We start from the raw sequence: 24,804 nt of genomic DNA, 5'->3' as shown, positions 1-24,804 counted from the left end.
CCGGATCACGTCATCCCTCGATCCTCGAGAAGTCCGCCACCGTATGCACGGCGGCCCGCACCCGCGCGAGTAGCGCGAGGCGCGCGGTTCGCTTGTCCATGTCGGCGTCGTTGACGGTCACATCGTCGAAGAAGCGGTCGATCGGCGCGCGAAGCGAGGCCAGCGCGGCCATCGCGGCCTCGAAATCCTCGGCCTTCACCGCGTCCGCCGCCTTGGGCTCGGCGGGGTCGAGCGCCGCGATCAGTTCGGCCTCGGCGGGTTCGGGGGTATAGGTCGGCGCGGTCCAGGCCTGGTCGCCCTCGACGCGTTCCTTCTTCAGAATGTTCGCGGCGCGCTTGTACCCGGCGAGCAGGTTGGTGCCGTCATCGGTGGTGACGAAGGCTTGCAGCGCACGGACACGGGCGAGCAGGCGAACGAGGTCGTCCTCGCCGCCGAGCGCGAACACCGCGTCGATCAGGTCGTGACGGACGCCTGCCTCGCGTTGCTGGACCTTTAAGCGGTCGATGAGGAATTGCATGACCTCATCGACCTGAACCGGGTTGGGGGCTTCGATACGCGCCAACATGGCCGCGCTCACCGCACCGAACAGACGTGCACGAAGCTCGTTCCGGTTCAGCAATTCCAATACGCCAAGACCAGCACGGCGCAGCGCGAATGGGTCCTTCGACCCGGTGGGCTTCAACCCAACCGAGAAGAACTGCGCCAACGTATCCAGCTTATCCGCCAGCGCGACCGCCACCGTCACCGGCGCGGTAGGAACGTCGTCCCCCTGCCCGACCGGCTTGTAGTGATCGCGAACCGCCTCGGCCACGCGCGGGTTCTCGCCCTGCGCGGCGGCATAATAGCCCCCCATCAGGCCCTGCAATTCGGGGAACTCGCCGACCATGCCGGTGACGAGATCGGCTTTCGCAAGGTACGCGGCGCGCTCCGCCAGATCGGCAAGCTCGCCCCCCCCGTAAACGGGGGGGGATGGGGGGGGGACCTCTCCACCAGCGACGTCGCTCGGGGCACTGCCCTCCCCTAGCCCCTCCCGCCTGCGGGAGGGGGATTCGGTGACGATTCCCTCTTCGACCAGCCAGCGGGCCAGCTTGGCCACCCGCTCGACCTTGTCGGCGACGGTGCCGAGCTTTTCGTGGAAGACGATCTTTTCCAGCTTCGGGCGCAGATCGTCGAGCTTCGTCTTCAGGTCCGTCTCGTAGAAGAAGCGCGCGTCGGACAGGCGGGCAGCGAGCACCTTGCCATTGCCCTCGACGATCTTCGCGCCGCCGTCGCTCGCCTCGATATTGGCGGTGCAGACGAACGCGTTCGCCAGCTTGCCGTCGGCGGAGCGGCAGACGAAATATTTCTGGTTCACCCGCGCGGTCAGCTGGATGACCTCGGGCGGCACGTCGAGATAGGCTTCGTCGAAGCGACCGAGCAGCGGCACCGGCCATTCGGTCAACCCGGCATTCTCGGCGACCAGACCGTCGTCCTCGACCAGTTCCAGCCCTGCCTCGGCGGCCAGCGCGGAGGCGCGCGCGCGGATGATCGCGGCGCGCTCGTCCTGATCGACCAGCACCTTCGCGGCGCGCAGCTGGTCGACATAGGTATCGGCGCCGGTCAGCACGATCTCGGCGGGCGCGTGGAAGCGGTGACCGCGCGTGACATTGCCGCTGGTGATCCCGGCGATTGCGAACGGCACCACCTCGCCCCCGAACAGCGCGACGATGGCGTGCAGCGGGCGGACCCAGCGCATCGACTCGGTCGAGGCGGACTCGGCGCCCCAGCGCATCGACTTGGGCCAGGGGAAGGCGCGGACGATCGCGGGGATCGCCTCGGCCAGAACCTCGGCGGTCGCGCGGCCGGGCTTTTCGGTGATCGCGAAGAGCACGCCATCGCGCTCGGTCAGCTGCTCGCGCGTCAGCCCGGTCTTGCGCAGGAAGCCCTCCAGCGCCTGCGGCGGGGCGGAGGCGCGCGGGCCCTTCACTTCCTCGGACACCGCCTCGGTCGCGGCCGGAAGCCCGCGCGCGATCAGCGCCAGGCGACGCGGCCCCGCATAAGTGACGATCTCACCCGCCGACAGACCGGCCTTGGCGAGTTCGGCGGTGAAGAGCTTGGCGAGGTTATCCCGCGCGCCCGCCTGCATCCGGGCGGGGATTTCTTCGGAGCGGAGTTCGAGCAGAAAATCGGTCATCACGCGGCCCAGCCGTTCTTGTCCATCCAGGCGCCGCACGCGCCCTTCGCCAGATCGCGGACGCGGCCCATATAGGCCTGGCGCTCCGCCACCGAGATCACGCCGCGCGCCTGCAGCAGGTTGAAGGTGTGGCTGGCCTTGATCGCCTGTTCATAGGCGGGGATGGGCAGCTTGGCCTCCAGGCAGCGTTCGCACTCCGCCGCCGCCTTTTTGAAGGCATCGAACAGCGTGTCGGTGTCGGCGACCTCGAAATTCCAGGTCGACATCTGCTTCTCGTTCTCGAGAAACACGTCGCCGTAGCTTACGCCCGCATCGTTGAAGCGCAGGTCGTACACATTGTCGACATCCTGGATATACATCGCCAGACGCTCGAGCCCGTAGGTCAGCTCGCCCGCGACCGGCTTCATGTCGTATCCGCCCATCTGCTGGAAATAGGTGAACTGGGTCACCTCCATCCCGTCGCACCAGACTTCCCAGCCCAGGCCCCAGGCACCCAAGGTCGGGCTTTCCCAGTCGTCCTCGACGAAGCGGATGTCGTGCTTGGCCATGTCGACGCCGATCGCGGCCAGGCTGCCCAGATACAGGTCCTGCAGGTCGGCTGGCGAGGGCTTCAGGATCACCTGATACTGGTAATAATGCTGGAGCCGGTTGGGGTTCTCGCCATAGCGGCCATCGGTCGGGCGGCGGCACGGCTGGACGAAGGCGGCGTTCCAGCTGTCCGGCCCCAGCGCGCGCAGCGTGGTCGCGGGGTGAAAGGTGCCCGCCCCCATCTCCATGTCATAGGGTTGCAGGATCACGCATCCGCGCTCGCTCCAATAATCATGGAGGGTGAGGATCATGCGCTGGAAGGACATGGGTCCTCCCGTGGGGCCGTTTCGGGTCTGCATAATGGCGCAGGCTTTGGCGGATGGCCCTTTCGCGGTCAAGGACGGCCGCCATCCTCATCCCCCGTCATTGCGAGCGCAGCGAAGCAATCCAGGGTGTGCTCGCCCGTGGCTCTGGATTGCTTCGCTGCGCTCGCAATGACGGAGCAAAGTCAACCACGCGTGATATTTTGTCAGGTCTTGTTGACAATATCACGACTCGCTGTCACTTTGTCATGGTCACCTGACATTACGTCATGCACGGGTGACAAAGGGAGGTTGGCCATGCAAGAGGAGGTGGACATGAAAAATCGCCTCAAGGTGCTGCGCGCCGAACGCAACTGGAGCCAGGCGGAACTCGCCGGGCGGCTGGACGTGTCGCGCCAGGCCGTCAACGCCATCGAAACGGGGAAATACGACCCCTCGCTGCCGCTCGCATTCCGCATCGGCCGCCTGTTCGAATTGCCCATCGAGGAGATTTTCGATGATGAACATGACGGCGAGTGAGGGCAGCGCCCGCTGGGGCGAGAGCCGGGAGGCCGCGCGCACGGCGCGCCGGAAGCGACGTCGGATGGTGCTGGTCGCCGTGGCCGTCCTGCTGGTGGTCGGACTTCCGTTCCTGGAGGGATTTGTCGACGGATTGTTCCATCTTCCCCGCGCATCCGCACCACGGCCACTGGCCCAGATCACAGCGGTCGTCATCCTGATCGTCGGGGGCATCGTGACCTGGCGCAACTGGCGCGAAACCGATGAGATGCAGCGGCGGCTGGCGATCGAAACCTGGGCCGTGATCGGACTGGCGAACTTCGTCCTGCACCCGGTGCTGACGATCATCGGTGCCCAGACGCACCAGACTGATTTCGAGGACAATAGCTGGTGGGCCTCGGTCGCCATCGGCATGGCCTTCTATGTCATCCGGCGGGTGCGGTCATGAGCCGCCGTCTGACCCGCACGGTCATCGGCACCGGCATCGCGCTGTCGCTGCTCGGCTGGGGTGCCGGACGCGTGGGAGAGATCACGCTCGATACACTCCGCCCCGATATTCGGGCCGCTAGGACCGCCGCCTATAATGTGCGGATGCCCGCCTTTTCCGTCCATCTTTCCATCGAGGTGCGACCGTGACTGATCTATTCCAACGCGACAGCCGTGGCCCCAGCGAGCGCGCCAATCGCCGTCTGGTTGCCATCTCCGGCGCTGTCGGCGGCGTCATGGGCCTCTCCATGGCTCTTGTGGCGATCCTTTCCACCCCAGCGGGAATGAAGCCCAGCACATTGGACATGTGGACGTCACCTTTGCCGCTCTGGTTCGCGATCCTCATGGCACTGATGTGGGGCGTCGTAGTGCCTATCATTTCCTGGCGCTGGCACCGGGTGGTCGATGAGCATGAAAGCCGCGCCTATCGCGACGGCGCGCTGGCGGCCTTCTATGTCGTCGGCTTAGGCGCCCCCGTCTGGTGGTTCCTCTGGCGCGGCGGCGTGCTGCCGCCCCTACAGGTCGAATGGGTCTACGTCGCCCTGATGGCGACCTGCGGCATCGTCTGGATGTGGCGCAAATACGTCTGAGCTTCCGGCCCTTTATCCCATCCGGCCCTTCCTTTTCCGAAAGTCCGATCCCATGAAGACGATCATGAAAGCCGCCCTCACCTCGCTCGCGCTGATGCTGGCGCTGCCCGCCTGTGCGCAGAGCAAACCCGCGCAAAACCCCAATGACGCGGACCCCGCGCTCTGGGTGGTCAAGGATGCCGACACCACCATCTATCTGTTCGGCACCATCCATGTGCTGAAGCCCGGCCTGTCCTGGTTCGACGAGGCGGTGAAGACCGCCTTCGACAAGTCGGACCAGCTGGTCCTGGAAATGGTGCAGCCCGACCAGGCGACGATGCAGCAGATCGTGCTGAAGAACGGTATCGTCACCACCGGCCCGACGCTGACCGAACAGCTGCCCGCCGACAAGCGTGGCGCCTATCTGAAGGCGCTGACCGATGCAGGCCTGCCGCCCCAAGCGTTCGACCGGATGAAGCCGTGGCTGGCGGGCGTCACCCTGTCGATCGCGCCGATCCAGAAGCTCGGCTACGATCCCAAGAACGGCCCGGAGACGGTGCTGGCCGACGCGGCCAAGGCCGCGAACAAGCCGGTCGCGGGGCTGGAGACCGCCGAGCAGCAGATCGGCTATTTCAACGGCCTGTCGCAAAAGGCGCAGATCGACTTCCTGACCTCCACGGTCGAGGACCTGCCCAAGGCGGGTGAGGAAATGGCCGAGATGGTCGACGAATGGGCCAAGGGCGATCCCGACGCGCTGGCCCGCACGATGAACGACAGCCTGAAGGACTCGCCCGAGGTCGCCAAGACCCTGCTGACCGACCGCAACGCCCGCTGGGCGACGTGGATCAATGAACGGCTGGCCAAGCCCGGCACTGTCTTCGTCGCGGTCGGCGCGGGCCATCTGGCGGGCAATGACAGCGTCCAGGCGCAACTCGCCAAGCAGGGGATCAAGGCGGAACGCATCGTTTATTGAGCCCAACCTGCGCGCCGCTCTCCTTCGGGAGGGCGGCGCGCCCTATTCCTCCGCCGTCAGATCATCATCGGACGGCTCGTAGCCGAGTATGTCGCCCGGCTCGCATTCCAGATAGCGGCAGATGGCGGCCAGCGTCGAAAAGCGCACGCCCTTCACCTTGCCCGACTTCAGCAGCGACAGGTTCGATTCGGTGATCCCGATCGCCTCGGCCAGTTCCTTCGACTTCACCTTGCGCCGTACCAGCATCAGATCGAGATGGACGGTCACGGGCATCAGACGATCTCGGCCAGATCGCCCCGCGCGCGCAACCCCGCCGCCAGCGCCCAGATCGCAGCCCAGGCCGCCCCGGCGAACAGCAGCCGCTCGATGATCTGGGTGAAGTCGATCAAATAGGAAAAAGCCCCGACATCCGTCATCGCGCCGAGAAAGACGGCGTCGCGCAGCACTTGCGCAAGGGGTTCGACGATCGCCATGATGATCGCCACCGCCGTCGCCCGCTGCAGCCAGCGTATTCCGCGCCAATCGCGATGCTCCTGCCGGTTGCCGAACGACCATAGCGCCTTGCCGACGGAGAAGAACAACAGGGTGAAGGGCAGGATGTCCAGCATCTGGATGCCGAACAGTCGCCGCCACCAATAGGGCTCCGCCATGGCGGCGGTCATTCGTTCCGGGGCCTTTGGCAAGCTGGCGATGACGTGTCGGACCTCCGGCGACAATTGATCAAGCGGCTGGGGCTTTGGGCGGCATCCGTCATTACAATCGATCATGAAGGCCTGCCACTGCGGCCCCACCAACATCGCAGGCAGCGTTGCCGCCCCCGCCCCCGCGATCAGAAAGCACAGCAGCGCGAACACCCGCACCACCCGCGCGCGCCCACGGCTCATGAAATATCTGTCCGACATCACATTCTTTCTGTTTTACAGAAATTCATAATCATCATACATCAACCTTCATAGGGAATCGATGGGGAGCCCCTATGACCAAAGGACGTTTTCGATGCGCCTCCAGTTCGCCGCCGCCCTGCTGATCTGCCTGCCCGCGACCGCCTTCGCGCAGGACAAGCCCGCCTTTGCCGGCCCTTATGCGGGACTGGAGGCCGGGGTCCTGATCCATGGCTTCCGCCTTGGCGATGACATCAACAGCCGCAAATATGTGGGGGCGGGGCTGGCCGGGGGTGGCTTTGCCGGGATCATGCTGCCCGCCAGCGAACGCCTGCTCCTGGGGGGCGAAGTAGCGGTCCAGGCTGGGGGCGGCACCGTGCGCAGCCAGGAGATTTTCGCGTTCTACGAGCAGAAGGCGCGCTGGGGCTATAGCGTGACCGCACGGGCAGGATATGTGCTCGGCGATCGCACCATGGTATTCGCCGAGGCGGGCTATGGCGGCTATCGCTACGACGTGCGGCTGGCGAACGTCATCGACGATGACGGCAACGGACCCAGCGGGCTGGTCGGCGGCATCGGGATCGAGCGGCAGATCGGCCGCAACGTCGCGGTTCGCCTGCGCGCCCAGGCGGGATCCGAGCATGGCCGCGTCCTTATCGGCCTGCCGATCCGCTTCTGAGGATAAGGCGGCGCGTGGCTTGCCTTTTGCGGGCTTTGCGGCTATGCGCCGCCGCTTCCGGTCATGGTCATCCCTGGAGGCGTGGTCGGAAGCCTATATCCATTTTGTTTCGGAGTAACTGGAATGAGCGACACCCTTACGCTCGCCGCCGAGACGCGCGATCAGGTTGGCAAGGGAGCCTCCCGTTCGCTGCGTCGTGAAGGCCGCGTCCCCGCCGTGATCTATGGCCGCAACCAGGCCGCCGCGTCGATCCATCTCGAAGAGAAGGCCCTCGTCAAGGCGCTGATGACGGGTCATTTCTTCACCTCGGTCATCATGGTGGACGGCCAGCGCACGCTGGCGAAGGACGTCGCGTTCCATCCGGTCACCGACCGTCCGCTGCACGTCGACTTCCTGCGCATCGGCGAGCATGAGACCGTCACGGTCGCCGTGCCCGTCGTGTTCACCGACGAAGACGAGAGCGGCGTGAAGCAGGGCGGCGTCCTGAACGTCACCCGCCACGAGATTGAGCTGGTCGTCGACGCCGCCAACATCCCGGCCGAAATCAGCATCTCGCTGAAGGGTCTGGCCGTAGGCGACTCGATCCACATCTCGGACGTGAAGCTGCCCAAGGGCGCCGAGCCCGCCATCGACGACCGCGACTTCGCGATCGCCACCATCGTCCCGCCGACGGTCCCGACCGCCGCTGACGAGGCGGCCGACGCCGAGGCGCAGGCCGAAGGTTCGGAAGAGGCCTGATCCGGCCCCGCTTCCCCCTCGGGGTCAGCGAACGAAAAGAAGGGCAGGTGGCGGCGACGCCCCTGCCCTTTTTCGTGCCCGTCTCAAATCCTCCCCATCTGACGACGGGGCGGAATAAGAGGACAGCGAAAGGGCCGCCGAACCCGAAGGTCCGACGGCCCCGCTCATCCCCGCTCGGGGAATCGTCGGAACGGAGGGAGTGTTCCGATTTAGCCCTGGCCCTGGCTCAGGAAGCCGGTCAGCTCGGTCTTGGACACCGTCTTGTCCTTGTCGGTGTCGGCCTGGGCGAAGGCGCTGCCGACCCACTTCTTGGTGGCGGGCGCATCGGCCTTGGTCGACGGATCGGTCTGCGACTTCAGCGCGACCATCCACTGGGCGAACTCGGCCTTGTTCAGCTTGCCATCACCGTCCTTGTCATAGGTCGGGAACTGTGTGTCGACGACCTGGGCGATCTGGCTGCCATTGGCCTGCACCTGACCCTGAGTTGATGCGGACGCATCAGCCGTGGGCTGCGCAATCTGCGCCGGATCCGCCGTGGTTGCGGGCGCCCCTTGCGGCGCGGCCGGAGTGGTTTGGGCTGGCGCAGGCGTGACCTGGGCCAGAACGGGGGCAGACGCCATCATCGCGGCGCCAAGAATAGCATATTTCATCATCTCGTCTCTCCCTTACGTTGGTCGAACGATGACTGTGAAGATCAGGAACGCATCTTCGTCGTTAGTGATACGGCCCTAAACTCCATTATGCTATATGGCGATCCATCCTTGGGATTTGAAGGCTCGGCTCGTCCCTGCTAACGGCACGGTACGCCGTGATTCCGAGAGGGAGTGCACGGTGAGCCGTGCCGTTTCCACGACCTGAAGGTGCCCCGATGATTCCGCGCTATTCCCGTGCCCCCATGACCCGGATCTGGGATCCGCAGACCCGCTTCCGCATCTGGTTCGAGATCGAGGCGCACGCCACCGACGCGCTCGCCGAGTTGGGCGTGGTGCCCAAGGAAGCGGCGGCGCGCATCTGGGAAGCCGACAAGGCCGCCGGGGACTTCGACATCGACCGTATCGATTCGATCGAGGCCGAGACCAAGCACGACGTCATCGCCTTTCTGACCCATGTCGCCGAGCGCACCGGCCCGGAGGCGCGCTTCCTGCATCAGGGCATGACCTCGTCCGACGTGCTCGACACCTGCCTGGCGGTGCAGCTCGCCCGCGCCTCGGATATCCTGCTCGAAGACCTCGACGCGCTGCTCGCGGTCATCAAGCGTCGCGCCTATGAGCACAAGCTGACCCCGACCATCGGGCGCAGCCATGGCATCCATGCCGAGCCGGTGACCTTCGGCCTGAAGCTGGCGCAGGCCTATGCCGAGTTCGACCGCAACCGCGCCCGCCTGGTCGCCGCGCGTGCCGACATCGCCACCTGCGCCATCTCGGGCGCGGTCGGCACCTTCGCCAATATCGACCCCAGCGTCGAGGCGCATGTCGCCGAGAAGATGGGGCTGACCGTCGAGCCCGTCTCGACCCAGGTCATCCCGCGCGATCGCCATGCGATGTTCTTCGCCACGCTGGGCGTCATTGCCAGCTCGATCGAGCGTCTGGCGACCGAGGTCCGCCACCTGCAGCGCACCGAGGTTCTGGAAGCCGAGGAATATTTCTCGCCCGGCCAGAAGGGCTCGTCGGCGATGCCGCACAAGCGCAATCCGGTGCTGACCGAGAACCTGACCGGCCTGGCGCGCATGGTCCGCGGCTATGTCACCCCGGCGCTGGAGAATGTCGCTTTGTGGCATGAGCGTGACATCAGCCACTCCTCGGTCGAGCGCTATATCGGCCCCGACGCGACCATCACGCTCGACTTCGCGCTCGCCCGCCTGACCGGCGTGATCGACAAGCTGGTCGTCTATCCGGCGCGGATGGAGAAGAACCTCAACAAGATGGGCGGTCTGGTCCATTCGCAGCGCGTTCTGCTGGCGCTGACCCAGGCGGGCGTGAGCCGCGAGGACAGCTACCGCCTGGTCCAGCGCAACGCGATGAAGGTTTGGGAGTCGGATGGCGAACTGTCGCTGATGGAGCTGCTCAAGGCCGATGCGGATGTCACCGCCGCCCTGTCGGCAGAGGAGATCGAGGCGCGGTTCGACCTCGATTATCATTACAAGAATGTCGACACGATCTTCGCGCGGGTGTTTGGCGAGGCTTAAGGTTGGGGGGAGTCCCAACGGCGGGATAGCTTGCCGAACCGGACTCCCCTCCCCCACCCCCTCCCGCCTGCGGGAGGGGAGTTATTTGGGGAAACCGTTGCCATCCAACCTCTCCCCTCCCGCAGGCGGGAGGGGTTGGGGGAGGGAACACCAGTCGTTATCCGAGCGACCGGCGCACGAATCTCACCCCACCCAACCCGCCAACCAATCCGCCACCGCCTGCGGCGTCATCGCCCGCGCATCGGCCAGCGCCGTCTCCCGCCCCGCATTGACCAGCTTATTGGTCTTCGGGTCGACGATCAGCACGGCGGGCACCCCGGCCAGCCGCCCCTTGATCCCATAGGACGCCGGAATATCCATATTCTGGTCGAATCGGCCGACATCGACCGTCACCACCTCGAAATGCTTGGCGACGAAGGGGCGCATCTGCGGCGTCTCCATCACGCCCGCCAGCAACCGGCAGTCGAGGCACCAGTTACCGCCCAGGTCGATCAGCACCCGCTTGTGCGCCTTGACCGCCCGCGCCCGCGCCGCTGCGATCTGCGCCTTGGCGTCACCGGCATGATAGGGCAGCGGCAGCGGCTTAGGCAGCGCCTCGAAGCTGGCGATCCCGACACGTGGCGCGGATACGGGCGCGGCCGCGGGCAGGAGCAGCGCACACGCAGCGATCAGGGGCAAAGCGGCTTTCCACGACGACATGACGATCTCCATCCTTATTCGCGCCATTGGAGCGCCCCCGCCGCTGCAATGCAATATGGCTTTACTTGGGGAGAACCGTGCCCCGGCTATGCCCCGCCCTCGGGGATCAGCGACGGCACATCGTGCACTGCCAGAACCCAACGGTAGAAGGCGTCGACGAGATAAAGGCGCATCGTCGTCGGCTCGACGTTCAGCTGATTCACCCCTTCGAGGCATTCGGGCGAATTTACGAGCATCGCCTGTTCGATTCCGCGGACCAGATCGCCTCCCTGCCTCGCATGGAACAGGCGGGTAGCGAGGACCGGCTGCGTCTGCACCAGGCATGCCGCGACGATATAGCCGGACAATTCGGGATTCTGCCGATAGCGATTGTGCTGCGTCTCCACCTTGCGGAACCGCGCACGGACAGCCGGATCGAAGGTCTGCGCGGCGGTCAGCGACGCATGGGGCACGAAGGTCCGCAACGTCCGCTCGATCAGGATACCGCGATCGATCAGGCTTTGCCCGGCCATGCCGGGATTCCAAGGCGCAAAGGTGCCGCGCGGTGGATAGCAACCCCAGTTGGTCGAGATCAGCCATCCTTGCGCATATTCGGTGCTGGCCAGCGCGGGTGGCCCCTCCACCGCCTTGCGCAGCCAGTTGCGATCGGCCTTGCTCAAGGCGCAGGCCAGATACTGGTCGGCACGTTCATAGATGATGTCGATCTTGGTGTTGTCGACGGGAGCCCAGCGCACGTTGATCGGCAATTCATCGCGCGGAAGGCTGAGCGCCTTCACGATGATCTCGTCGGAGGAACCGCCGTCCGGCAAGACCGGCTTTTCCGCCCCGCGCGATTGGCCGTCACGCGCCGATACCGGATCGGAAAACATCGCGCCCATGGCGATCAAGCAAGCAAACAGCCGACGCATCGCAGAACTTCCTCTTAAAAGTCGCACCCGGATCTTGACTCTGCTGTCAGCCACGAGTCAACACGGCCGGAGCTATTGCCAGCCCCGGCCGTGCCGAATCCAATATTTTGAGAAACATGCCGAAAGCGGTTTACTCGCCCGCGAACACACTCTTCAACTTGGCGAAAAAGCCTTGGCTTTCGGGGCATTCGTCGCCCGTCTCGGTTTCGCGGAAGAGTTCGAGCAGTTCGCGCTGCCGGGTCGACAGCTTGGTCGGGGTTTCGACCTCGATCTGGATGACCAGGTCGCCGGTGCCGCGTCCCTGGAGCACAGGCATGCCCGCCCCCCGCTGGCGGAGTTGCTTGCCCGACTGGATGCCCGCCGGAATCTTGATCTCATGGCTGCGGCCATCGAGGCCGGGGATCGACAGTGATCCGCCCAGCGCGGCCGTCGTGAAGCTGATCGGCGCGCGCGCGAACAGGGTGGTGCCCTCACGCTCGAAGATCGCGTGCCGCTTCACATGCAGGAAGATGTAGAGGTCGCCCGCAGGTGCTCCGCGCGCACCCGCCTCGCCCTCGCCGGACAGGCGGATGCGGGTGCCTTCGTCGACGCCCGCCGGGATGTTGACGGCCAGCGTCTTGGTCTTCTCGACGCGGCCCTCGCCGCGGCAATCCGGGCAGGGATCGGCGATGATCTGGCCTGCGCCCTGACACACCGGGCAGGTCCGCTCGACCACGAAAAAGCCCTGCTGCGCGCGCACCTTGCCATGGCCGCCGCACTGCTGACAGGTCTTGGCGCTGGTTCCGGCCTTGGCGCCCGTACCGTCGCAGGTGTCGCAGGCGGCCGAAACGTCGACCGTGATCTCGGTCTGCTTGCCGTGGAACGCTTCCTCCAGCGAGATTTCCATGTCGTAGCGCAGGTCCGCGCCGCGCCGCGCCTGTTGCCGACCGCCGCCGCGTCCGCCACCCATGAATTCGCCGAAGACGCTTTCGAAAATGTCGGAAAAGGCGCCGAAATCCTGCCCACCATGGCCGCCGCCACCGCCGCCCATGCCCTGCTGGAAAGCGGCATGGCCATAGCGGTCATAGGCCGCCCGCTTCTGGGGGTCCTTCAGGCAGTCATAGGCTTCGCTGATCGCCTTGAACTTGGCCTCGGAATCCTTGCAGCCCGCATTGCGATCCGGGTGATATTGCATGGCCAGCTTGCGGTAGCGCGACTTGATCGTCGCATCGTCCGCCGTGCGCTCGCATTCGAGCAGTTCATAATAGTCGATCGTCGTGCTCATGCCCGGTCTCGCCCCTGCGCGTGTGGATGGTGCACCCACCGACCGTGCCGTCAGGCCGGACGGAGCGACACCGCCAAGCGCCTCGCCACTTCAAGCCCCGGATCGCGCCGGGGCGGTATTCCAACGTCAGTGCCATGGCCCGGCCCATCCGAAGAGGGGCCGGGCCAATGGTGTTACTTGGTGTCGTCGACTTCCGAGAATTCGGCGTCGACCACATCATCCTGCTTGGCCGCACCGGCATCAGCGGCAGGCGAAGCCTCGCCCTGCTGCTGCTTCTCGTAGATGGCCTGGCCCATCTTCATCGCGACCTGAGCGAGGGCCTGCGCCTTCTCGTTCATGGTGTCGGGGTTGCCACCCTCGACCGCCGTCTTGGTCTCGGCGATCGCCGCCTCGATTTCCGACTTCAGCGACGCGTCGATCTTGTCGCCATTGTCGGCCAGCTGACGCTCGGTGGTGTGGATGAGCGACTCGGCGTTGTTCTTGGCCTCGGCCTCGGCACGACGCTTCTTGTCCTCTTCCGCGAACTTCTCCGCGTCACGGACCATCTGGTCGATGTCGTTGTCCGACAGACCGCCCGATGCCTGGATGCGGATCTGCTGCTCCTTGCCGGTGCCCTTGTCCTTGGCCGAGACGTTGACGATGCCGTTGGCGTCGATGTCGAACGTGACCTCGATCTGCGGCACGCCACGCGGCGCGGGCGGGATGCCGACCAGGTCGAACTGACCCAGCAGCTTGTTGTCCTGCGCCATCTCGCGCTCGCCCTGGAAGACCCGGATCGTCACCGCGTTCTGGTTGTCGTCGGCGGTCGAATAGACCTGGCTCTTCTTGGTCGGGATCGTCGTGTTGCGGTCGATCATCTTGGTCATGATGCCGCCCAGCGTCTCGATACCCAGCGACAGCGGGGTCACGTCGAGCAGCAGCACGTCCTTCACGTCGCCCTGCAGCACGCCCGCCTGGATCGCCGCGCCCATGGCGACGACTTCGTCGGGGTTCACGCCGGTGTGCGGGTCCTTGCCGAAGAAGTTCTTTACCACCTCACGGACGCGCGGCATGCGGGTCATGCCGCCCACCAGCACCACGTCGGCGATCTCGTCGGCCTTCATGCCCGCATCGGCCAGCGCCTTCTTGCAGGGCTCCAGCGTGCGCTGGATCAGGTCCTCGACCAAACGCTCCAGATCGGCGCGGGTGATCGTCTTGACCAGATGCTTAGGGCCGTTCTGGTCGGCGGTGATGAAGGGCAGGTTGACCTCGGTCGACTGGGCCGAAGACAGCTCGATCTTCGCCTTTTCGGCCGCTTCCTTCAGACGCTGGAGCGCCAGCTTGTCCTTGGTGAGGTCGATGCCCTCATCCTTCTGGAAGCCCGAGGCCAGGAAGTCGACGATCTTGTTGTCGAAGTCTTCGCCGCCCAGGAAGGTGTCGCCGTTGGTCGCCTTCACCTCGAACACGCCGTCGCCGATCTCGAGGATCGAGATGTCGAACGTGCCGCCGCCAAGGTCATAGACCGCGATCGTCTTGCCGTCCTGCTTCTCCAGGCCATACGCCAGCGCCGCCGCGGTCGGCTCGTTGATGATGCGCAGCACTTCGAGACCGGCGATCTGGCCGGCGTCCTTGGTCGCCTGGCGCTGCGCGTCGTTGAAATAGGCCGGAACCGTGATGACCGCCTGGGTCACAGTCTCGCCGAGGTACGATTCGGCGGTTTCCTTCATCTTCTGCAGCGTGAAGGCCGAGATCTGCGACGGGCTGTAATCCTTGCCGCCCGCATTCACCCAGGCGTCGCCGTTGGGTCCGCGCGCGATGGCGTACGGAACCAGCTCGGTGTCCTTCTTGGTGACGGGATCGTCGAAGCGACGACCGATCAGGCGCTTCACCGCGAAGATGGTGTTGTCGGGGTTCGTCACCGCCTGGCGCTTGGCAGGCTGGCCGATCAGACGCTCGCCATCCTTGGCGAAGGCGACGATCGACGGCGTGGTGCGTGCACCTTCCGCGTTTTCGATAACCTTGGGCTTGCCGCCCTCCATGACAGCGACGCAGCTGTTGGTGGTGCCGAGGTCGATGCCGATCACTTTTGCCATAAGTCTCTAAATGCCCCTCAAGAACATAGTCTGGAAGTCCAATGCCGGGGTTCGCCGGTCCCGAAAGCGGCAACCCGAAAACCCCGTTCACGAAGGCGGATATAGGTGGGCGTTTTGTTGCCGCAAGATTGGATGGAACCTAGTGTCGCGTCAGGATTTGCCGAAACGGGAGGGTTTGTCATGCGTCGCGCCACTTTTCTGGGCCTTTGGGCACTCGCCGGGGTGGCGACGCTGGGCGGTTGCTCCTCCAAGCCCGAGCTTTCGACCGAAGAGGGCTGGGTCCGCCTGGCCGCCGTGCCGGGGCGCCCGGCCGCCGCTTATTTCATCATCCATGGCGGCCCCAAGCCGTTGAACCTGATCGGGGTCAGCAGCGACGTCGCGATCACCAGCGAGATGCATGAGGGCGGCATGGCGATGAAGAAGGTCGATTCCGTGCCCATCCCGGCGGGCGGCACCGTCGCCTTTCAGCCGGGCGGTCGGCATGTGATGCTGTACGACATGAATCCGGGGGTGAAGCCGGGGCGTATCCTGTCGCTGCTCCTGACCTTCTCGGACGGCACGCGCCTCCGCCAGGGCGCGCGGGTGATCGCGGCGGGCGATCCTGCGCCGCAAAGCTGATGACGGCAAAACGTCCCCTGACCCCGGCCGAGGAAGCGCTGGCGCGTACCGTGTTCGGCGATGCGATCGACTATGCGCAAGTGCGGCTATCGCAGACCAAATGGGCGTTCTTCCAGCCGCGCGACACGGTGATGGCCCCGACCGGCTGCATCCATTTCCATCCCAAGAGCGATTTGTGGCGGGCGGATTTCGGTGCCTGCCCGCTGCATGAGCAGGGGCTGTTCATCCATGAGATGGTGCATATCTGGCAGCATCAGCGGGGCATCTTCCTGCCGCTGAAACGCCATCCCTTTTGCCGCTACAGCTATTGCCTGAAGCCCGGACAGCGTTTCGATCGCTATGGCATCGAGCAGCAGGCGGAGATCGTTCGCCATGCCTTTCTGCTGAAGCGTGGCGCGGTGGTCGCGGGGGCGCCGCCATTGGCGCAGTATCAGACATTGGTGCCGTTTCGGGGGACTCGCTGAGGTTTTGCTTGGGGCGAGTGCCCTCCCCCATCCCCTCCCGCCTGCGGGAGGGGCGTGCTTTTGGTGGCCGCGCGCATCGCCGCATCGTTGGTCCCTGAGGCAGCCGCGCATCGCCCCCCTCCCGCAAGCGGGAGGGGATGGGGGAGGGAAAGCCCGAACCCCGAAAATATCCCCACCACCCGCTAGACCGTGATGGCGTTGCGTTGAACCAAGGAGAGCCCCTCCCCTTCAGGGGAGGGGTTGGGGTGGGGCCTCGCCACGGGCTGCACGCTTGCGGAGACGCCCCACCCCCGGCCCCTCCCCTGAAGGGGAGGGGTGAGTTAGTCTCATGTCATCTTGCTCTAATATCCGGGAAAAGCCCGGATTGTTTGGTCATGGTGAATTTCGTCAACCATCTTTTTCGCGCGCGGGCCCTCCCGCGCTCGTCACGGGATGGGAGTTACCATGACGGTCATCAACACCAACGGCGCCGCGCTTCGAGCGATGGCGGCCACACAGCGCGCCAATACCGACCTTGCGCAATCCATGGCGCGGCTGTCCTCGGGCCAGCGGATCAATTCGGCCAAGGACGATGCGGCGGGGCTGGCGATCAGCAGTTCCATGACGGCGCAGATCCGCGGCATGACGCAGGGCATCCGCAATGCGATGGACGGCGTCTCGCTGGTCCAGACTGCCGATGGCGCGCTGACCGAAGTGTCCAACATGCTGCAACGGGTACGCGAGCTGGCGGTGCAGGCGGGGTCGGGGACGTACAGCATGAGCGACCGTGCGGCGCTTCAGCTGGAAGTGACCGCGCTGTCCACGCAGATCGACCAGACGATCCGCAATGCATCGTTCAACGGCGTCGCGCTGTTCAATGCCAATGCGCCGGTTTACGACAACAACAACCAGCTGGTCGACGCCAGCGTAAAGCTGAACGTTCAGGCAGGGCCGAACATTACCGACACGATCCCGGTCCAAATACCGTCAATTCCAATCATGTATTTTCGAGATGAGATCGAAACCTATTGGTACAATGGATATAAGGCACCGCTTACCCAGCCGCAACAATTTAACAGCCTAGACACGACGAAGTCGCATTTGGTGACTTTCGAGGATTATCTGGCAAGAGGAAAAATTGCAGGGGATGAGGTCAAGCGGGAGGATATCGGCCGCATCGTCTATCAACGCATTGGCGACCAATGGTATGATAAGAATGGCGCCGTTTATGGTGTAAGTTACAACTACGACGAATACCTGCAACATCGCCAATTCTCGTTGACTGACGAACTAAACGTTACCAACCGCTATCGCACCGACAATACGCTGAAGCGCGTCGATCAACTGCTCGGCACGGTGGCGAGCGTTCAAGGGCAACTCGGTGCAACGGCCAACCGCCTGCAATCCGCTGTCTCCACCCTGACCAGCGGCACGACCAACTTGTCGGAGGCCCGCTCGCGGATCGCCGACACCGATTATTCCGAAGAGTCGGTGAAGCTCGCCCGCGCCCAGATCCTCGCCCAGGCCTCGACCGCGATGCTGGCGCAGGCCAATCAGAGCCAGAAGGATGTGTTGAAACTGCTCGGCCAATAACGAAAAAGGGCGGCCCCGCAGGACCGCCCTTTCCTTATCCGTCAGGAAAGCCCGATCAGTCGGGCTTCTTCGCCACCGCGACCAGCGCGGGGCGCAGCAGGCGGTCCTTAATCATATAGCCCGACTGCATCTCCTGCACGATCGTGCCCGGCTCCTGGTCGGAGGGCATTTCGATCATCGCCTGATGCTTGTTGGGGTCGAGCGTCTGGCCCATCGCCTCGATCTTGGTGATGCCGTGGCGACCGAGCACGCTCTCCATCTCGCGGCCGGTCGCATCAAGACCGATCACCAGGCCCTTCCACTTGTCGTCGGTGCGCAGATCGGCCGGGATCGCCTGCAGTGCGCGCTGGAGATTGTCGGCGACCGACAGGACGTCGCGCGCAAAGGCGGTCGCGGCATAGTTGCGCGCGTCGACCGCTTCCTTTTCCGCACGACGGCGGACATTCTGATTCTCGGCCTGGGCGTAGAGATATTGCTGTTTGGCCTCGGCCAGCTGGTTCTCCAGCTCCGCGACGCGGTCCTGCACCGCCACTTCGGGCGCGGCCTCGGCCGTTTCTTCGCGCAGGTCGTTCTGGGTCTCGTTGGTCGTATTCTCGCTCATCATAATCCCTGTTCAGCCCATCATGCGGGCAAGCGTTGCCGCCGTGAAATCCACCATGGGCACGACGCGGGCATAGTTCAACCGCGTCGGCCCGATTACGCCGACCACACCGACCACTTGGCCGTCGAGGCCGCGAAAAGGCCGGGCGATCACCGAAGACCCGGACAGCGCGAACAATTTGTTCTCCGCGCCGATGAAGATACGCGTCGAGTCCCCCGCACGCGCCGAATCGAGCAGGCTGGCAATCTCCTGCTTGCCCTCCAGATCGTCGAGCAGGTCGCGGACCCGCTCCAGATCGGCGGCGGCGGCGGCGTCGATCAGCCGCCCCTGCCCGCGCACGATCAGGATTGGCCGCCGCTCGCCGTCCTCGCTCCAGACGGCCAGCCCCTGCTCGACCAGCGCCCGCGCCGCGCCGTCCAGCGCCGCACGGCCCGCCGCGAGCTCGCGCTCCAGCCGCTCGCGCGCCTGGCCCAGCGTAAGCCCCGCCAGCGTGGCGGACAGATAGTTGCCCGCCTCGACCAGGGCGGAGCCGGTCATGCCCGGCGGCAGTTCGAGCACGCGATTCTCGACCGCGCCGTCCTCGGCGACCAGCACGGCCAGCGCCTGGGTCGGCGACAGCGGCACGAACCCGATCGAGCGCAGCTTCATCTCACGCTTGGGCACCATCACCAGACCGGCACAGGCCGACAGGCCCGACAGAACCGCCGTCGTCGCCGCCAGCGCCTCCTCGACCGGGCCGGAGCGCGCCGCCCGCGCCTCGATCGCGGCACGCTCCTCGATGCTGGGCTCCATCGCGTGCATCATGCCGTCGACGAACAGCCGAAGCCCCATATCGGTCGGCATCCGCCCCGCGCTGGTATGGGGCGCGGCGAGAAGCCCGCGTTCCTCCAGTTCCTGAAGCACGTTGCGGATCGAGGCGGGGGACAGGTTGATCCCCGACAGCGCAATGGTCTTCGATCCCACCGGCTGGCCGCTGGTCAGATAGCTGTCGACCACGACACGAAAGATATCGCGCGCCCGGTCGGTCAGCTCGGTGATCGGAAGTGTGACCATGACGGAAATGTAGGCACGGGCGGCGCGCCACTCAACCGCGATCGGAAGACGTGTCTTCTTCTCCGCGCCCTCTGCGCCTCTGCGCGCAAAAAGAAGAATGGTTCACGCGGAGGCGCGGAGACGCGGAGGAGGAACCGAACAATCTCCGCGGCTCCGCGTCTCCGCGTGAGAAATTTCGCGCAGAGGCGCAGAGAGAAGAGGAGTGTCTTCCGATCGCTACCTTCGTCTCTGGCGCATCGTGCAGGGGCCGGTTAGGGCTGTCCCCAAGGAACAAGGAGAAGACTATGCGCCCGTCCGGCCGGATGCCCGACCAGATGCGTCCCATCACGATCGAGCCGAACTTCACCCGCCACGCCGAAGGATCGGTGCTGATCGGGTTCGGCGATACCAAGGTGCTCGTCACCGCCAGCGTCGAGGAACGCGTGCCCCCCTTCCTGCGCGGCAAGGGCGAGGGCTGGGTCACGGCCGAGTATGGCATGCTCCCCCGCGCCACCCATACGCGCGGCAGCCGTGAGGCGGCCAAGGGCAAGCAGTCGGGCCGCACCCAGGAAATCCAGCGGCTGATCGGCCGCTCCCTGCGCGCCGTCTGCGACCTGAAGGCGCTGGGCGAGCGGCAGATCACCATCGACTGCGACGTGATCCAGGCCGATGGCGGCACCCGCACCGCCGCCATTTCGGGCGCCTGGGTCGCGCTGCGCATGGCGGTCAATAAGTTGATGGCCGAGGGCAAGCTGACCAGCGACCCGATCCGCAACAAGGTCGCCGCCGTCTCCTGCGGCATCCATCAGGGCACGCCGGTCCTCGACCTCGACTATATCGAGGATTCGAACGCCGACGCTGACGCCAATTTCGTGCTGATCGAGAACGGCCACATCGCCGAGGTGCAGGCGACCGCCGAGCACGCCACCTATGACGAAGAGGCGCTGCTGCGCCTGCTGCGTCTGGCGCGCATGGGCTGCACCGAGATCTTCGCCGCGCAGGACCGGGCGATCCGCGCATGAGCGGCGAAGGAAACGGCCGCCAGGCGATCCGCAAGCTGACACCAGGCAAGCTGGTGCTGGCCAGCCACAACAAGGGCAAGATCGTCGAATTTCGCGAACTCCTCGCGCCCTATGGCATGGAGGTGATCGCGGCCGGGGATCTCGACCTGCCTGAGCCCGAGGAAACCGGCACGACCTTCGTGGCGAATGCCGAACTGAAGGCGCTGGCCGCCGCCGACCTGTCGGGCCTGCCCGCCCTGTCGGATGACAGTGGGTTGTGCGTCGAGGCGCTGGGCGGCGATCCGGGGCTGTTCTCGGCACGCTGGGCGGGGCCGGAAAAGGACTTCGGCATGGCGATGCGCGCGGTCGAGGATCGGCTGAACGAAGAACCCGACATGGCGCGCGCGGCGCATTTCGTCTGCGCGCTGGCGATCGGCTGGCCCGACGGCCATGTCGAATGGTTCGAGGGCCGCGTCGACGGCACCATCGTCTGGCCTCCGCGCGGGGACAAGGGCCATGGTTACGACCCGATCTTCCAGCCGATCGGCGGCACCGAAACCTTCGCCGAGATGGACCAGGACGAAAAGAACCGCATCAGCCACCGCGCCGACGCGTTCGGCCAGCTGGTGAAGGCGGTGTTCTGAAACAAGAGCGGATGGGGGCCTCGAGTGCCCCCATTTTTGTCAAGCCGGCACCATCGTATCCAAAACGGATGAAATTGCCCTCTTCAATTAATGTCTTAGTACCTGAGAAACTATTCCCCGCTCAAGTCAGGAATGATGATGCCTGAAGGGGAGTGACTGATGTTCAATTTGATCATGGCTAACGCTGACCGCGATAGGGATGTACCGATCGGGCAAATTCAAAAGGGGAGCTTCGCTCTTTCCCGCTATCTGGAATACACCGACCCCGAGATTTCGGCAGTTCTCCAACCAGTGTCTAACGAGACATTGGCAATTCTAGAGGACATGCCCACTCTTTTCATGAGTGAACTCACAGGCAGCGCTGATGAGGATCAGCCCGACTATGTATCCATGCGAGTCGGTCGGGTTTTCAATTTGACGGTCAACGGCGGGACGATCTATTTCGATCTTGAAATTGACGGCGACCTCGGGCGTTTCCCCATTCCCGACACGGACACGCGCAAACACCTCGAACAAACCCTGGGGCTTGGCCGTTGGGAACTGACACGAACTCACTGGGCCATCAAGCGCTCTGATCTGGCCGATGCGCTTGCGGAACTTGGCCTCGAGATACCCGTCCAGGACGACGATGCGGACGGTCAAGGCGTCGACGTGATTACCGACGCGGTCAAGACTGAAGATGTCGAAATCGTCCAGACACTCGAAGAATATTTGGCCATTGTTCTTGGTGACGGCGGAGCATCCGGCGATCAGACGTTCTATCGCGGTCATTCCGACAAAAGCTATCGGTTGGAACCCTCGCTCTTTCGAAAGAACGCGACCGGCGGCCCACGCTTCCTGCGCGACGAAGACCAGATGGTGCGCGAGTTGCTTTCTGAGCGGCCGGGAGATTTTGCCGGCGACCTCTACATGATCGACAAGCTGGTGCGAATGCAGCATTTCGGCCTGCCGACGCGACTTCTCGATGTAACATCTAACCCATTGGTCGGCCTATATTTCTGTTGCTCGGGCGTTAAGGTCGACAAAAACGGGGATGAGATCGACGGGGAAGTCATCATCCTGTCGACGCGCAAGACGGACATAAAGTTTTACGACTCCGATACGGTGAGCTGCATCGCCAACCTCGCCATGCTGCCCAACGAGTATAAGGAGCGCATGGACACCGACCTATCGATCGCGGAATTCAACGAAAGCGATGAATGCAGACGCCTGCTCCATTTCATCGGTGCGGAAAAACCCTATTTCAAACCGGCGATTGACCCAGCCGATCTTGGCCGTATCGTCTTCGTGAAAGCCCGCCAATCCAATGCGCGCATCTCATCCCAATCCGGCGCCTTTCTGCTGTTTGGCCGTGATGCGATCCTACCCGAGACGGGCCATAGCTCGCTCAACGTGCGTCGAATTGTGGTGCGCAAAAAGCGTGAGATCCTCGACCAGCTGCATCGCATGAACATCAAGTCCAGCACGATCTATCCAGGTATCGAGGAAACCACGGCCGAGATCGCTAGGGAATATGACAACCAGGGCTAAGGCCATCGATTGGCTGGCGAAGCGGAGGTTCCTACCCCTTCGCCAGCCGCTTCTGGTTCGCCGTCACCGTGCGGTGCACCGGCGCCATCGCCTGGATCGGCATCGACGCCCCGATCAGCATCGCGCGCGCCATCGTTTCCCACGCATCGATCGCCCCGCCGCGCGGGTCGTGCCGCGACAGCCGCGACAGCGCCGCCTGATCGCGGTTCCAGACCTTGGCCGACTGGTCGAACGCCTTCACCTTCTCGCTGACCATCAAGGCCATTTCCGCCGCCGAGGACGTACCCGTCGCCATTGCACCCATCCGGGTGGCGATCACGCTCTGCGCACTCACCATCGCCTCACCCGCCATCACCGCGAACCGCGCGGGCGCGGTCCAGAAAGTGATCCACGCCATCGGATCATAGGGATTGGCCATAATAGCTTTCCTTTGCGACGCCCGCCGGGTCAGAAGGCCCGCTCGCCAAAGACGTTGCCGGTGGGGCTATAGCGGCAAACGAGGAAGTCGTCGCGCGCATTACTTGCCATGGCGCAACCGACCGCCGTAGAGCGCGCCCAGACGATCTGTGTATAATGGCCGACATCGCCGAACTGCCCGGTTCGGCTGGACTCCGGCACCGGCAGGTTCACGAAATTGCGTCGCTCGCCCAGCCAGTGCCCCATCATCTCGTCATAGCGATAGGCGCCCCGCGTGCCGGTCCACAGATTTTCGCCCTGATGCATCGGCCCCTGCGGCTGTTCGGCATGTTGGAAACGGCCGGTTCGCGCCATCTCCTGCGCATAGGCCAGGGCGCTCGCAGCCAGCCCTTCGTCCCAGACGAGCGGCCGCAAGCCAACCTCCACCCGGGCCGCCCGGTGGCCTTCAAGCATCGCCTGCCGCAATAGCCCGGCTCCACGCGGCGCGGGCGCGTCCGAGGTCGGCTGATCGACGACACGCGGCGGCGTACGCTCCACGCTGCCGGTCTGCGAGGGGATCATCGGCCCGCACCCCGCCAGCAGGATCGCGGCGACCGATAGCGATAAGAGATGGCGAAGCGTGCGCATCGCCGCCATATCGGAGAACATCATGTCCTCCGCAATATCGCCCGCCGCCTCCATTTCACCCGCCCCGCTCGCGCTTTATGTCCACTGGCCCTTCTGCGTCTCCAAATGCCCCTATTGCGACTTCAACAGCCATGTCCGCGAGTCGGTGGACCAGGCTGCGTGGGCCAAGGCGCTGCTCGCCGATCTGGCTCATGAAGCGGCCATGCTGCCGGAGCGGCAACTGACCTCGATCTTCTTCGGCGGCGGTACGCCCTCGCTGATGCCGCCCGCCACCGTCGCCGCGATCCTGAATGCGGCCGAGCGGCATTGGGGCTTTGCCGAGGGGATCGAGATCACGCTGGAGGCCAACCCCTCCTCGGTCGAGGCGGCGCGCTTCGCCGACCTTGCCGCCGCCGGGGTCAACCGTGCGTCGCTGGGCGTACAGGCGCTGGACGACGAGGCGCTGCGCTTTCTGGGCCGCGCGCACGGCGTCGATGAAGCGCTGCGCGCGCTCCAGACCGCGCAGGAGCAGTTCGGCCGCGTCAGCTTCGACCTGATCTATGCCCGCCCCGGCCAGCCGCTCGGCGACTGGGAAGCCGAGCTGACCCGCGCCATCGGCTATGGCACCGAGCATCTGTCACTGTACCAGCTGACCATCGAGCCCGGCACGCGTTTCGCGACCGAGGCGGCCGCCGGACGGCTGACCATCCCCGATGGCGACGCCGCCGCCGACCTGTTCGAGACGACACGGGGCATCGCCGCCGCCGCCGGGCTGCCCGCCTACGAGACCTCGAACCACGCGGCGGCAAATGCGGAGAGCCGCCACAACCTGACCTATTGGCGGTACGGCGACTATGCCGGGATCGGCCCCGGCGCGCATGGCCGCCGCGAAGGCGTCGCCACCGCCCGGCGCAAGAAGCCCGAAAACTGGATGGCGGCGGTCGAACGCAACGGCCACGGCATCGAGCTGGAGGAAACCCTCCCCCCCACCACCCGCGCCACCGAAGCGCTCGTGATGGGCCTGCGCCTGACCGAAGGCGTCGACCTTACCCGCGTGGCCGTGCTGGCCGAGGGACGCGAAATGGTGAACCACGCTGCCGTCGACACGCTGGCGCAGCAGGGCCTCGTCCGACTGGATGGCAGGCGGTTGATCGTGACCGACGCGGGCGCGCTGCTGCTGGACGCGATTTTGCGTGAAGTGGTGGTTTAGCAAGCAATTCCGTTGGATCAATCGTCAACTGCAATCGCTGTCCGCGACACCATCCCCACTATCAGCGCAATATCCTGATAGTCGAACTGCCCCTTGTTGCAACCAGGCAACATCTGAACGAAAAATGAATGAA

At 64.8% G+C, this 24,804-nt stretch carries 28 protein-coding genes; 15 read left to right on the top strand and 13 right to left on the bottom strand.

Annotated features, from left to right (window positions below; genetic code table 11):
- Positions 1-10: 10 nt before the first annotated feature.
- Both glyS and AC1GI4_RS15045 read right to left on the bottom strand, forming a co-directional pair.
- Positions 11-2,173 carry a glycine--tRNA ligase subunit beta gene (glyS, locus tag AC1GI4_RS15050; protein WP_479630034.1) on the bottom strand — a complete coding sequence of 721 codons (2,163 nt, stop codon included), beginning with the start codon at positions 2,171-2,173 and terminating at the stop codon, positions 11-13.
- Entirely contained in the window at positions 2,173-3,012 is an 840-nt protein-coding gene (locus tag AC1GI4_RS15045) for a glycine--tRNA ligase subunit alpha (RefSeq protein ID WP_007406656.1), read from the bottom strand. The genes glyS and AC1GI4_RS15045 overlap by 1 nt, the downstream gene beginning before the upstream one ends.
- 327 nt (positions 3,013-3,339) lie before the next feature.
- On the opposite strand from AC1GI4_RS15045, the gene AC1GI4_RS15040 reads away from it, so the two are divergent.
- The 5 genes from AC1GI4_RS15040 (at position 3,340) to AC1GI4_RS15020 (ending at position 5,550) form a co-directional block, all read left to right on the top strand.
- A complete protein-coding gene (locus AC1GI4_RS15040) occupies positions 3,340-3,543 on the top strand; it encodes a helix-turn-helix transcriptional regulator (RefSeq protein ID WP_294272726.1) in 204 nt (67 codons plus the stop codon).
- A complete protein-coding gene (locus AC1GI4_RS15035) occupies positions 3,521-3,970 on the top strand; it encodes a hypothetical protein (RefSeq protein ID WP_294272723.1) in 450 nt (149 codons plus the stop codon). The genes AC1GI4_RS15040 and AC1GI4_RS15035 overlap by 23 nt, the downstream gene beginning before the upstream one ends.
- Entirely contained in the window at positions 3,967-4,158 is a 192-nt protein-coding gene (locus tag AC1GI4_RS15030) for a hypothetical protein (protein WP_433911198.1), read from the top strand. Before AC1GI4_RS15035 ends, AC1GI4_RS15030 begins: the two co-directional genes overlap by 4 nt.
- Positions 4,155-4,598, top strand: coding sequence for a hypothetical protein (locus AC1GI4_RS15025; RefSeq protein WP_479630033.1), 444 nt, complete (start codon positions 4,155-4,157; stop codon positions 4,596-4,598). The genes AC1GI4_RS15030 and AC1GI4_RS15025 overlap by 4 nt, the downstream gene beginning before the upstream one ends.
- Before the next feature lie 64 nt (positions 4,599-4,662).
- A complete protein-coding gene (locus AC1GI4_RS15020; protein WP_479630032.1) occupies positions 4,663-5,550 on the top strand; it encodes a TraB/GumN family protein in 888 nt (295 codons plus the stop codon).
- Between the two features lie 42 nt (positions 5,551-5,592).
- Here the strand turns inward: AC1GI4_RS15020 and AC1GI4_RS15015 are convergent, their stop codons facing one another.
- Positions 5,593-5,823, bottom strand: a complete 231-nt coding sequence (locus tag AC1GI4_RS15015) for a helix-turn-helix domain-containing protein (protein ID WP_294272714.1) — start codon at positions 5,821-5,823, stop codon at positions 5,593-5,595.
- Entirely contained in the window at positions 5,823-6,434 is a 612-nt protein-coding gene (locus tag AC1GI4_RS15010; RefSeq protein ID WP_479630031.1) for a hypothetical protein, read from the bottom strand. The genes AC1GI4_RS15015 and AC1GI4_RS15010 overlap by 1 nt, the downstream gene beginning before the upstream one ends.
- Before the next feature lie 112 nt (positions 6,435-6,546).
- Here AC1GI4_RS15010 and AC1GI4_RS15005 point away from each other — a divergent pair, with 112 nt between their 5' ends.
- Together AC1GI4_RS15005 and AC1GI4_RS15000 are read left to right on the top strand one after the other, a co-directional pair.
- A complete protein-coding gene (locus AC1GI4_RS15005; RefSeq protein WP_294272708.1) occupies positions 6,547-7,110 on the top strand; it encodes an outer membrane protein in 564 nt (187 codons plus the stop codon).
- A 123-nt stretch (positions 7,111-7,233) separates the two neighbouring features.
- Entirely contained in the window at positions 7,234-7,848 is a 615-nt protein-coding gene (locus AC1GI4_RS15000; protein ID WP_479630029.1) for a 50S ribosomal protein L25/general stress protein Ctc, read from the top strand.
- Between the two features lie 209 nt (positions 7,849-8,057).
- Here AC1GI4_RS15000 and AC1GI4_RS14995 read toward each other — a convergent pair whose 3' ends face one another.
- Positions 8,058-8,501 carry an EF-hand domain-containing protein gene (locus AC1GI4_RS14995; RefSeq protein WP_479630028.1) on the bottom strand — a complete coding sequence of 148 codons (444 nt, stop codon included), beginning with the start codon at positions 8,499-8,501 and terminating at the stop codon, positions 8,058-8,060.
- A gap of 215 nt (positions 8,502-8,716) precedes the next feature.
- Here AC1GI4_RS14995 and purB point away from each other — a divergent pair, with 215 nt between their 5' ends.
- Positions 8,717-10,033, top strand: a complete 1,317-nt coding sequence (gene purB / locus AC1GI4_RS14990; protein WP_479630027.1) for an adenylosuccinate lyase — start codon at positions 8,717-8,719, stop codon at positions 10,031-10,033.
- A gap of 183 nt (positions 10,034-10,216) precedes the next feature.
- Here purB and AC1GI4_RS14985 read toward each other — a convergent pair whose 3' ends face one another.
- The 4 genes from AC1GI4_RS14985 to dnaK all read right to left on the bottom strand — a co-directional run bounded on the left by AC1GI4_RS14985 (position 10,217) and on the right by dnaK (position 14,976).
- Positions 10,217-10,744, bottom strand: coding sequence for a thioredoxin family protein (locus AC1GI4_RS14985; protein WP_479630026.1), 528 nt, complete (start codon positions 10,742-10,744; stop codon positions 10,217-10,219).
- Between the two features lie 74 nt (positions 10,745-10,818).
- Positions 10,819-11,640: a hypothetical protein gene (locus AC1GI4_RS14980; RefSeq protein WP_479630025.1), complete on the bottom strand. Its 822-nt coding sequence runs from the start codon at positions 11,638-11,640 to the stop codon at positions 10,819-10,821.
- A 130-nt stretch (positions 11,641-11,770) separates the two neighbouring features.
- Positions 11,771-12,904, bottom strand: a complete 1,134-nt coding sequence (gene dnaJ / locus AC1GI4_RS14975; RefSeq protein ID WP_433911205.1) for a molecular chaperone DnaJ — start codon at positions 12,902-12,904, stop codon at positions 11,771-11,773.
- A gap of 173 nt (positions 12,905-13,077) precedes the next feature.
- Positions 13,078-14,976 (bottom strand): molecular chaperone DnaK, encoded by a 1,899-nt coding sequence (gene dnaK, locus AC1GI4_RS14970; RefSeq protein WP_479630024.1) that lies wholly within the window; start codon positions 14,974-14,976, stop codon positions 13,078-13,080.
- A gap of 180 nt (positions 14,977-15,156) precedes the next feature.
- Here dnaK and AC1GI4_RS14965 point away from each other — a divergent pair, with 180 nt between their 5' ends.
- The 3 genes from AC1GI4_RS14965 to AC1GI4_RS14955 all read left to right on the top strand — a co-directional run bounded on the left by AC1GI4_RS14965 (position 15,157) and on the right by AC1GI4_RS14955 (position 17,630).
- Positions 15,157-15,594, top strand: a complete 438-nt coding sequence (locus AC1GI4_RS14965; protein ID WP_479630023.1) for a copper chaperone PCu(A)C — start codon at positions 15,157-15,159, stop codon at positions 15,592-15,594.
- Complete coding sequence (locus AC1GI4_RS14960) at positions 15,594-16,058, top strand: vgr related protein (protein ID WP_479630022.1); 465 nt, start codon at positions 15,594-15,596, stop codon at positions 16,056-16,058. Before AC1GI4_RS14965 ends, AC1GI4_RS14960 begins: the two co-directional genes overlap by 1 nt.
- A gap of 444 nt (positions 16,059-16,502) precedes the next feature.
- Positions 16,503-17,630, top strand: a complete 1,128-nt coding sequence (locus tag AC1GI4_RS14955; protein WP_479630021.1) for a flagellin N-terminal helical domain-containing protein — start codon at positions 16,503-16,505, stop codon at positions 17,628-17,630.
- Between the two features lie 55 nt (positions 17,631-17,685).
- Here the strand turns inward: AC1GI4_RS14955 and grpE are convergent, their stop codons facing one another.
- Together grpE and hrcA are read right to left on the bottom strand one after the other, a co-directional pair.
- The gene (grpE, locus tag AC1GI4_RS14950; RefSeq protein ID WP_479630020.1) at positions 17,686-18,231 is read right to left on the bottom strand and encodes a nucleotide exchange factor GrpE; all 546 of its coding nucleotides are present in this window, start codon (positions 18,229-18,231) and stop codon (positions 17,686-17,688) included.
- Between the two features lie 12 nt (positions 18,232-18,243).
- Positions 18,244-19,284: a heat-inducible transcriptional repressor HrcA gene (gene hrcA / locus AC1GI4_RS14945; RefSeq protein ID WP_294275583.1), complete on the bottom strand. Its 1,041-nt coding sequence runs from the start codon at positions 19,282-19,284 to the stop codon at positions 18,244-18,246.
- Between the two features lie 284 nt (positions 19,285-19,568).
- Here hrcA and rph point away from each other — a divergent pair, with 284 nt between their 5' ends.
- From rph to AC1GI4_RS14930, 3 genes are all read left to right on the top strand, one after another.
- On the top strand, positions 19,569-20,285 hold the full coding sequence (rph, locus tag AC1GI4_RS14940) for a ribonuclease PH (protein ID WP_343528626.1): 717 nt from the start codon (positions 19,569-19,571) through the stop codon (positions 20,283-20,285).
- Positions 20,282-20,908: an RdgB/HAM1 family non-canonical purine NTP pyrophosphatase gene (gene rdgB / locus AC1GI4_RS14935; RefSeq protein ID WP_294275579.1), complete on the top strand. Its 627-nt coding sequence runs from the start codon at positions 20,282-20,284 to the stop codon at positions 20,906-20,908. Before rph ends, rdgB begins: the two co-directional genes overlap by 4 nt.
- Positions 20,909-21,067: 159 nt before the next feature.
- The gene (locus AC1GI4_RS14930; RefSeq protein ID WP_433911211.1) at positions 21,068-22,438 is read left to right on the top strand and encodes an FRG domain-containing protein; all 1,371 of its coding nucleotides are present in this window, start codon (positions 21,068-21,070) and stop codon (positions 22,436-22,438) included.
- Between the two features lie 31 nt (positions 22,439-22,469).
- On the opposite strand, the gene AC1GI4_RS14925 is transcribed toward AC1GI4_RS14930, so the two are convergent.
- Positions 22,470-22,856, bottom strand: a complete 387-nt coding sequence (locus tag AC1GI4_RS14925) for a hypothetical protein (RefSeq protein WP_479630019.1) — start codon at positions 22,854-22,856, stop codon at positions 22,470-22,472.
- 29 nt (positions 22,857-22,885) lie between these two features.
- Entirely contained in the window at positions 22,886-23,506 is a 621-nt protein-coding gene (locus AC1GI4_RS14920) for a CAP domain-containing protein (RefSeq protein ID WP_479630018.1), read from the bottom strand.
- On the opposite strand from AC1GI4_RS14920, the gene hemW reads away from it, so the two are divergent.
- Complete coding sequence (hemW, locus tag AC1GI4_RS14915) at positions 23,505-24,671, top strand: radical SAM family heme chaperone HemW (RefSeq protein WP_479630017.1); 1,167 nt, start codon at positions 23,505-23,507, stop codon at positions 24,669-24,671. The genes AC1GI4_RS14920 and hemW overlap by 2 nt on opposite strands.
- Positions 24,672-24,804: the final 133 nt, after the last annotated feature.

The sequence above is a fragment of the Sphingomonas sp. 77B genome, assembly GCF_056497825.1.
The sequence above is the reverse complement of the archived record's forward strand: the minus strand, read 5'-3'. Positions and strand labels throughout refer to the sequence as shown.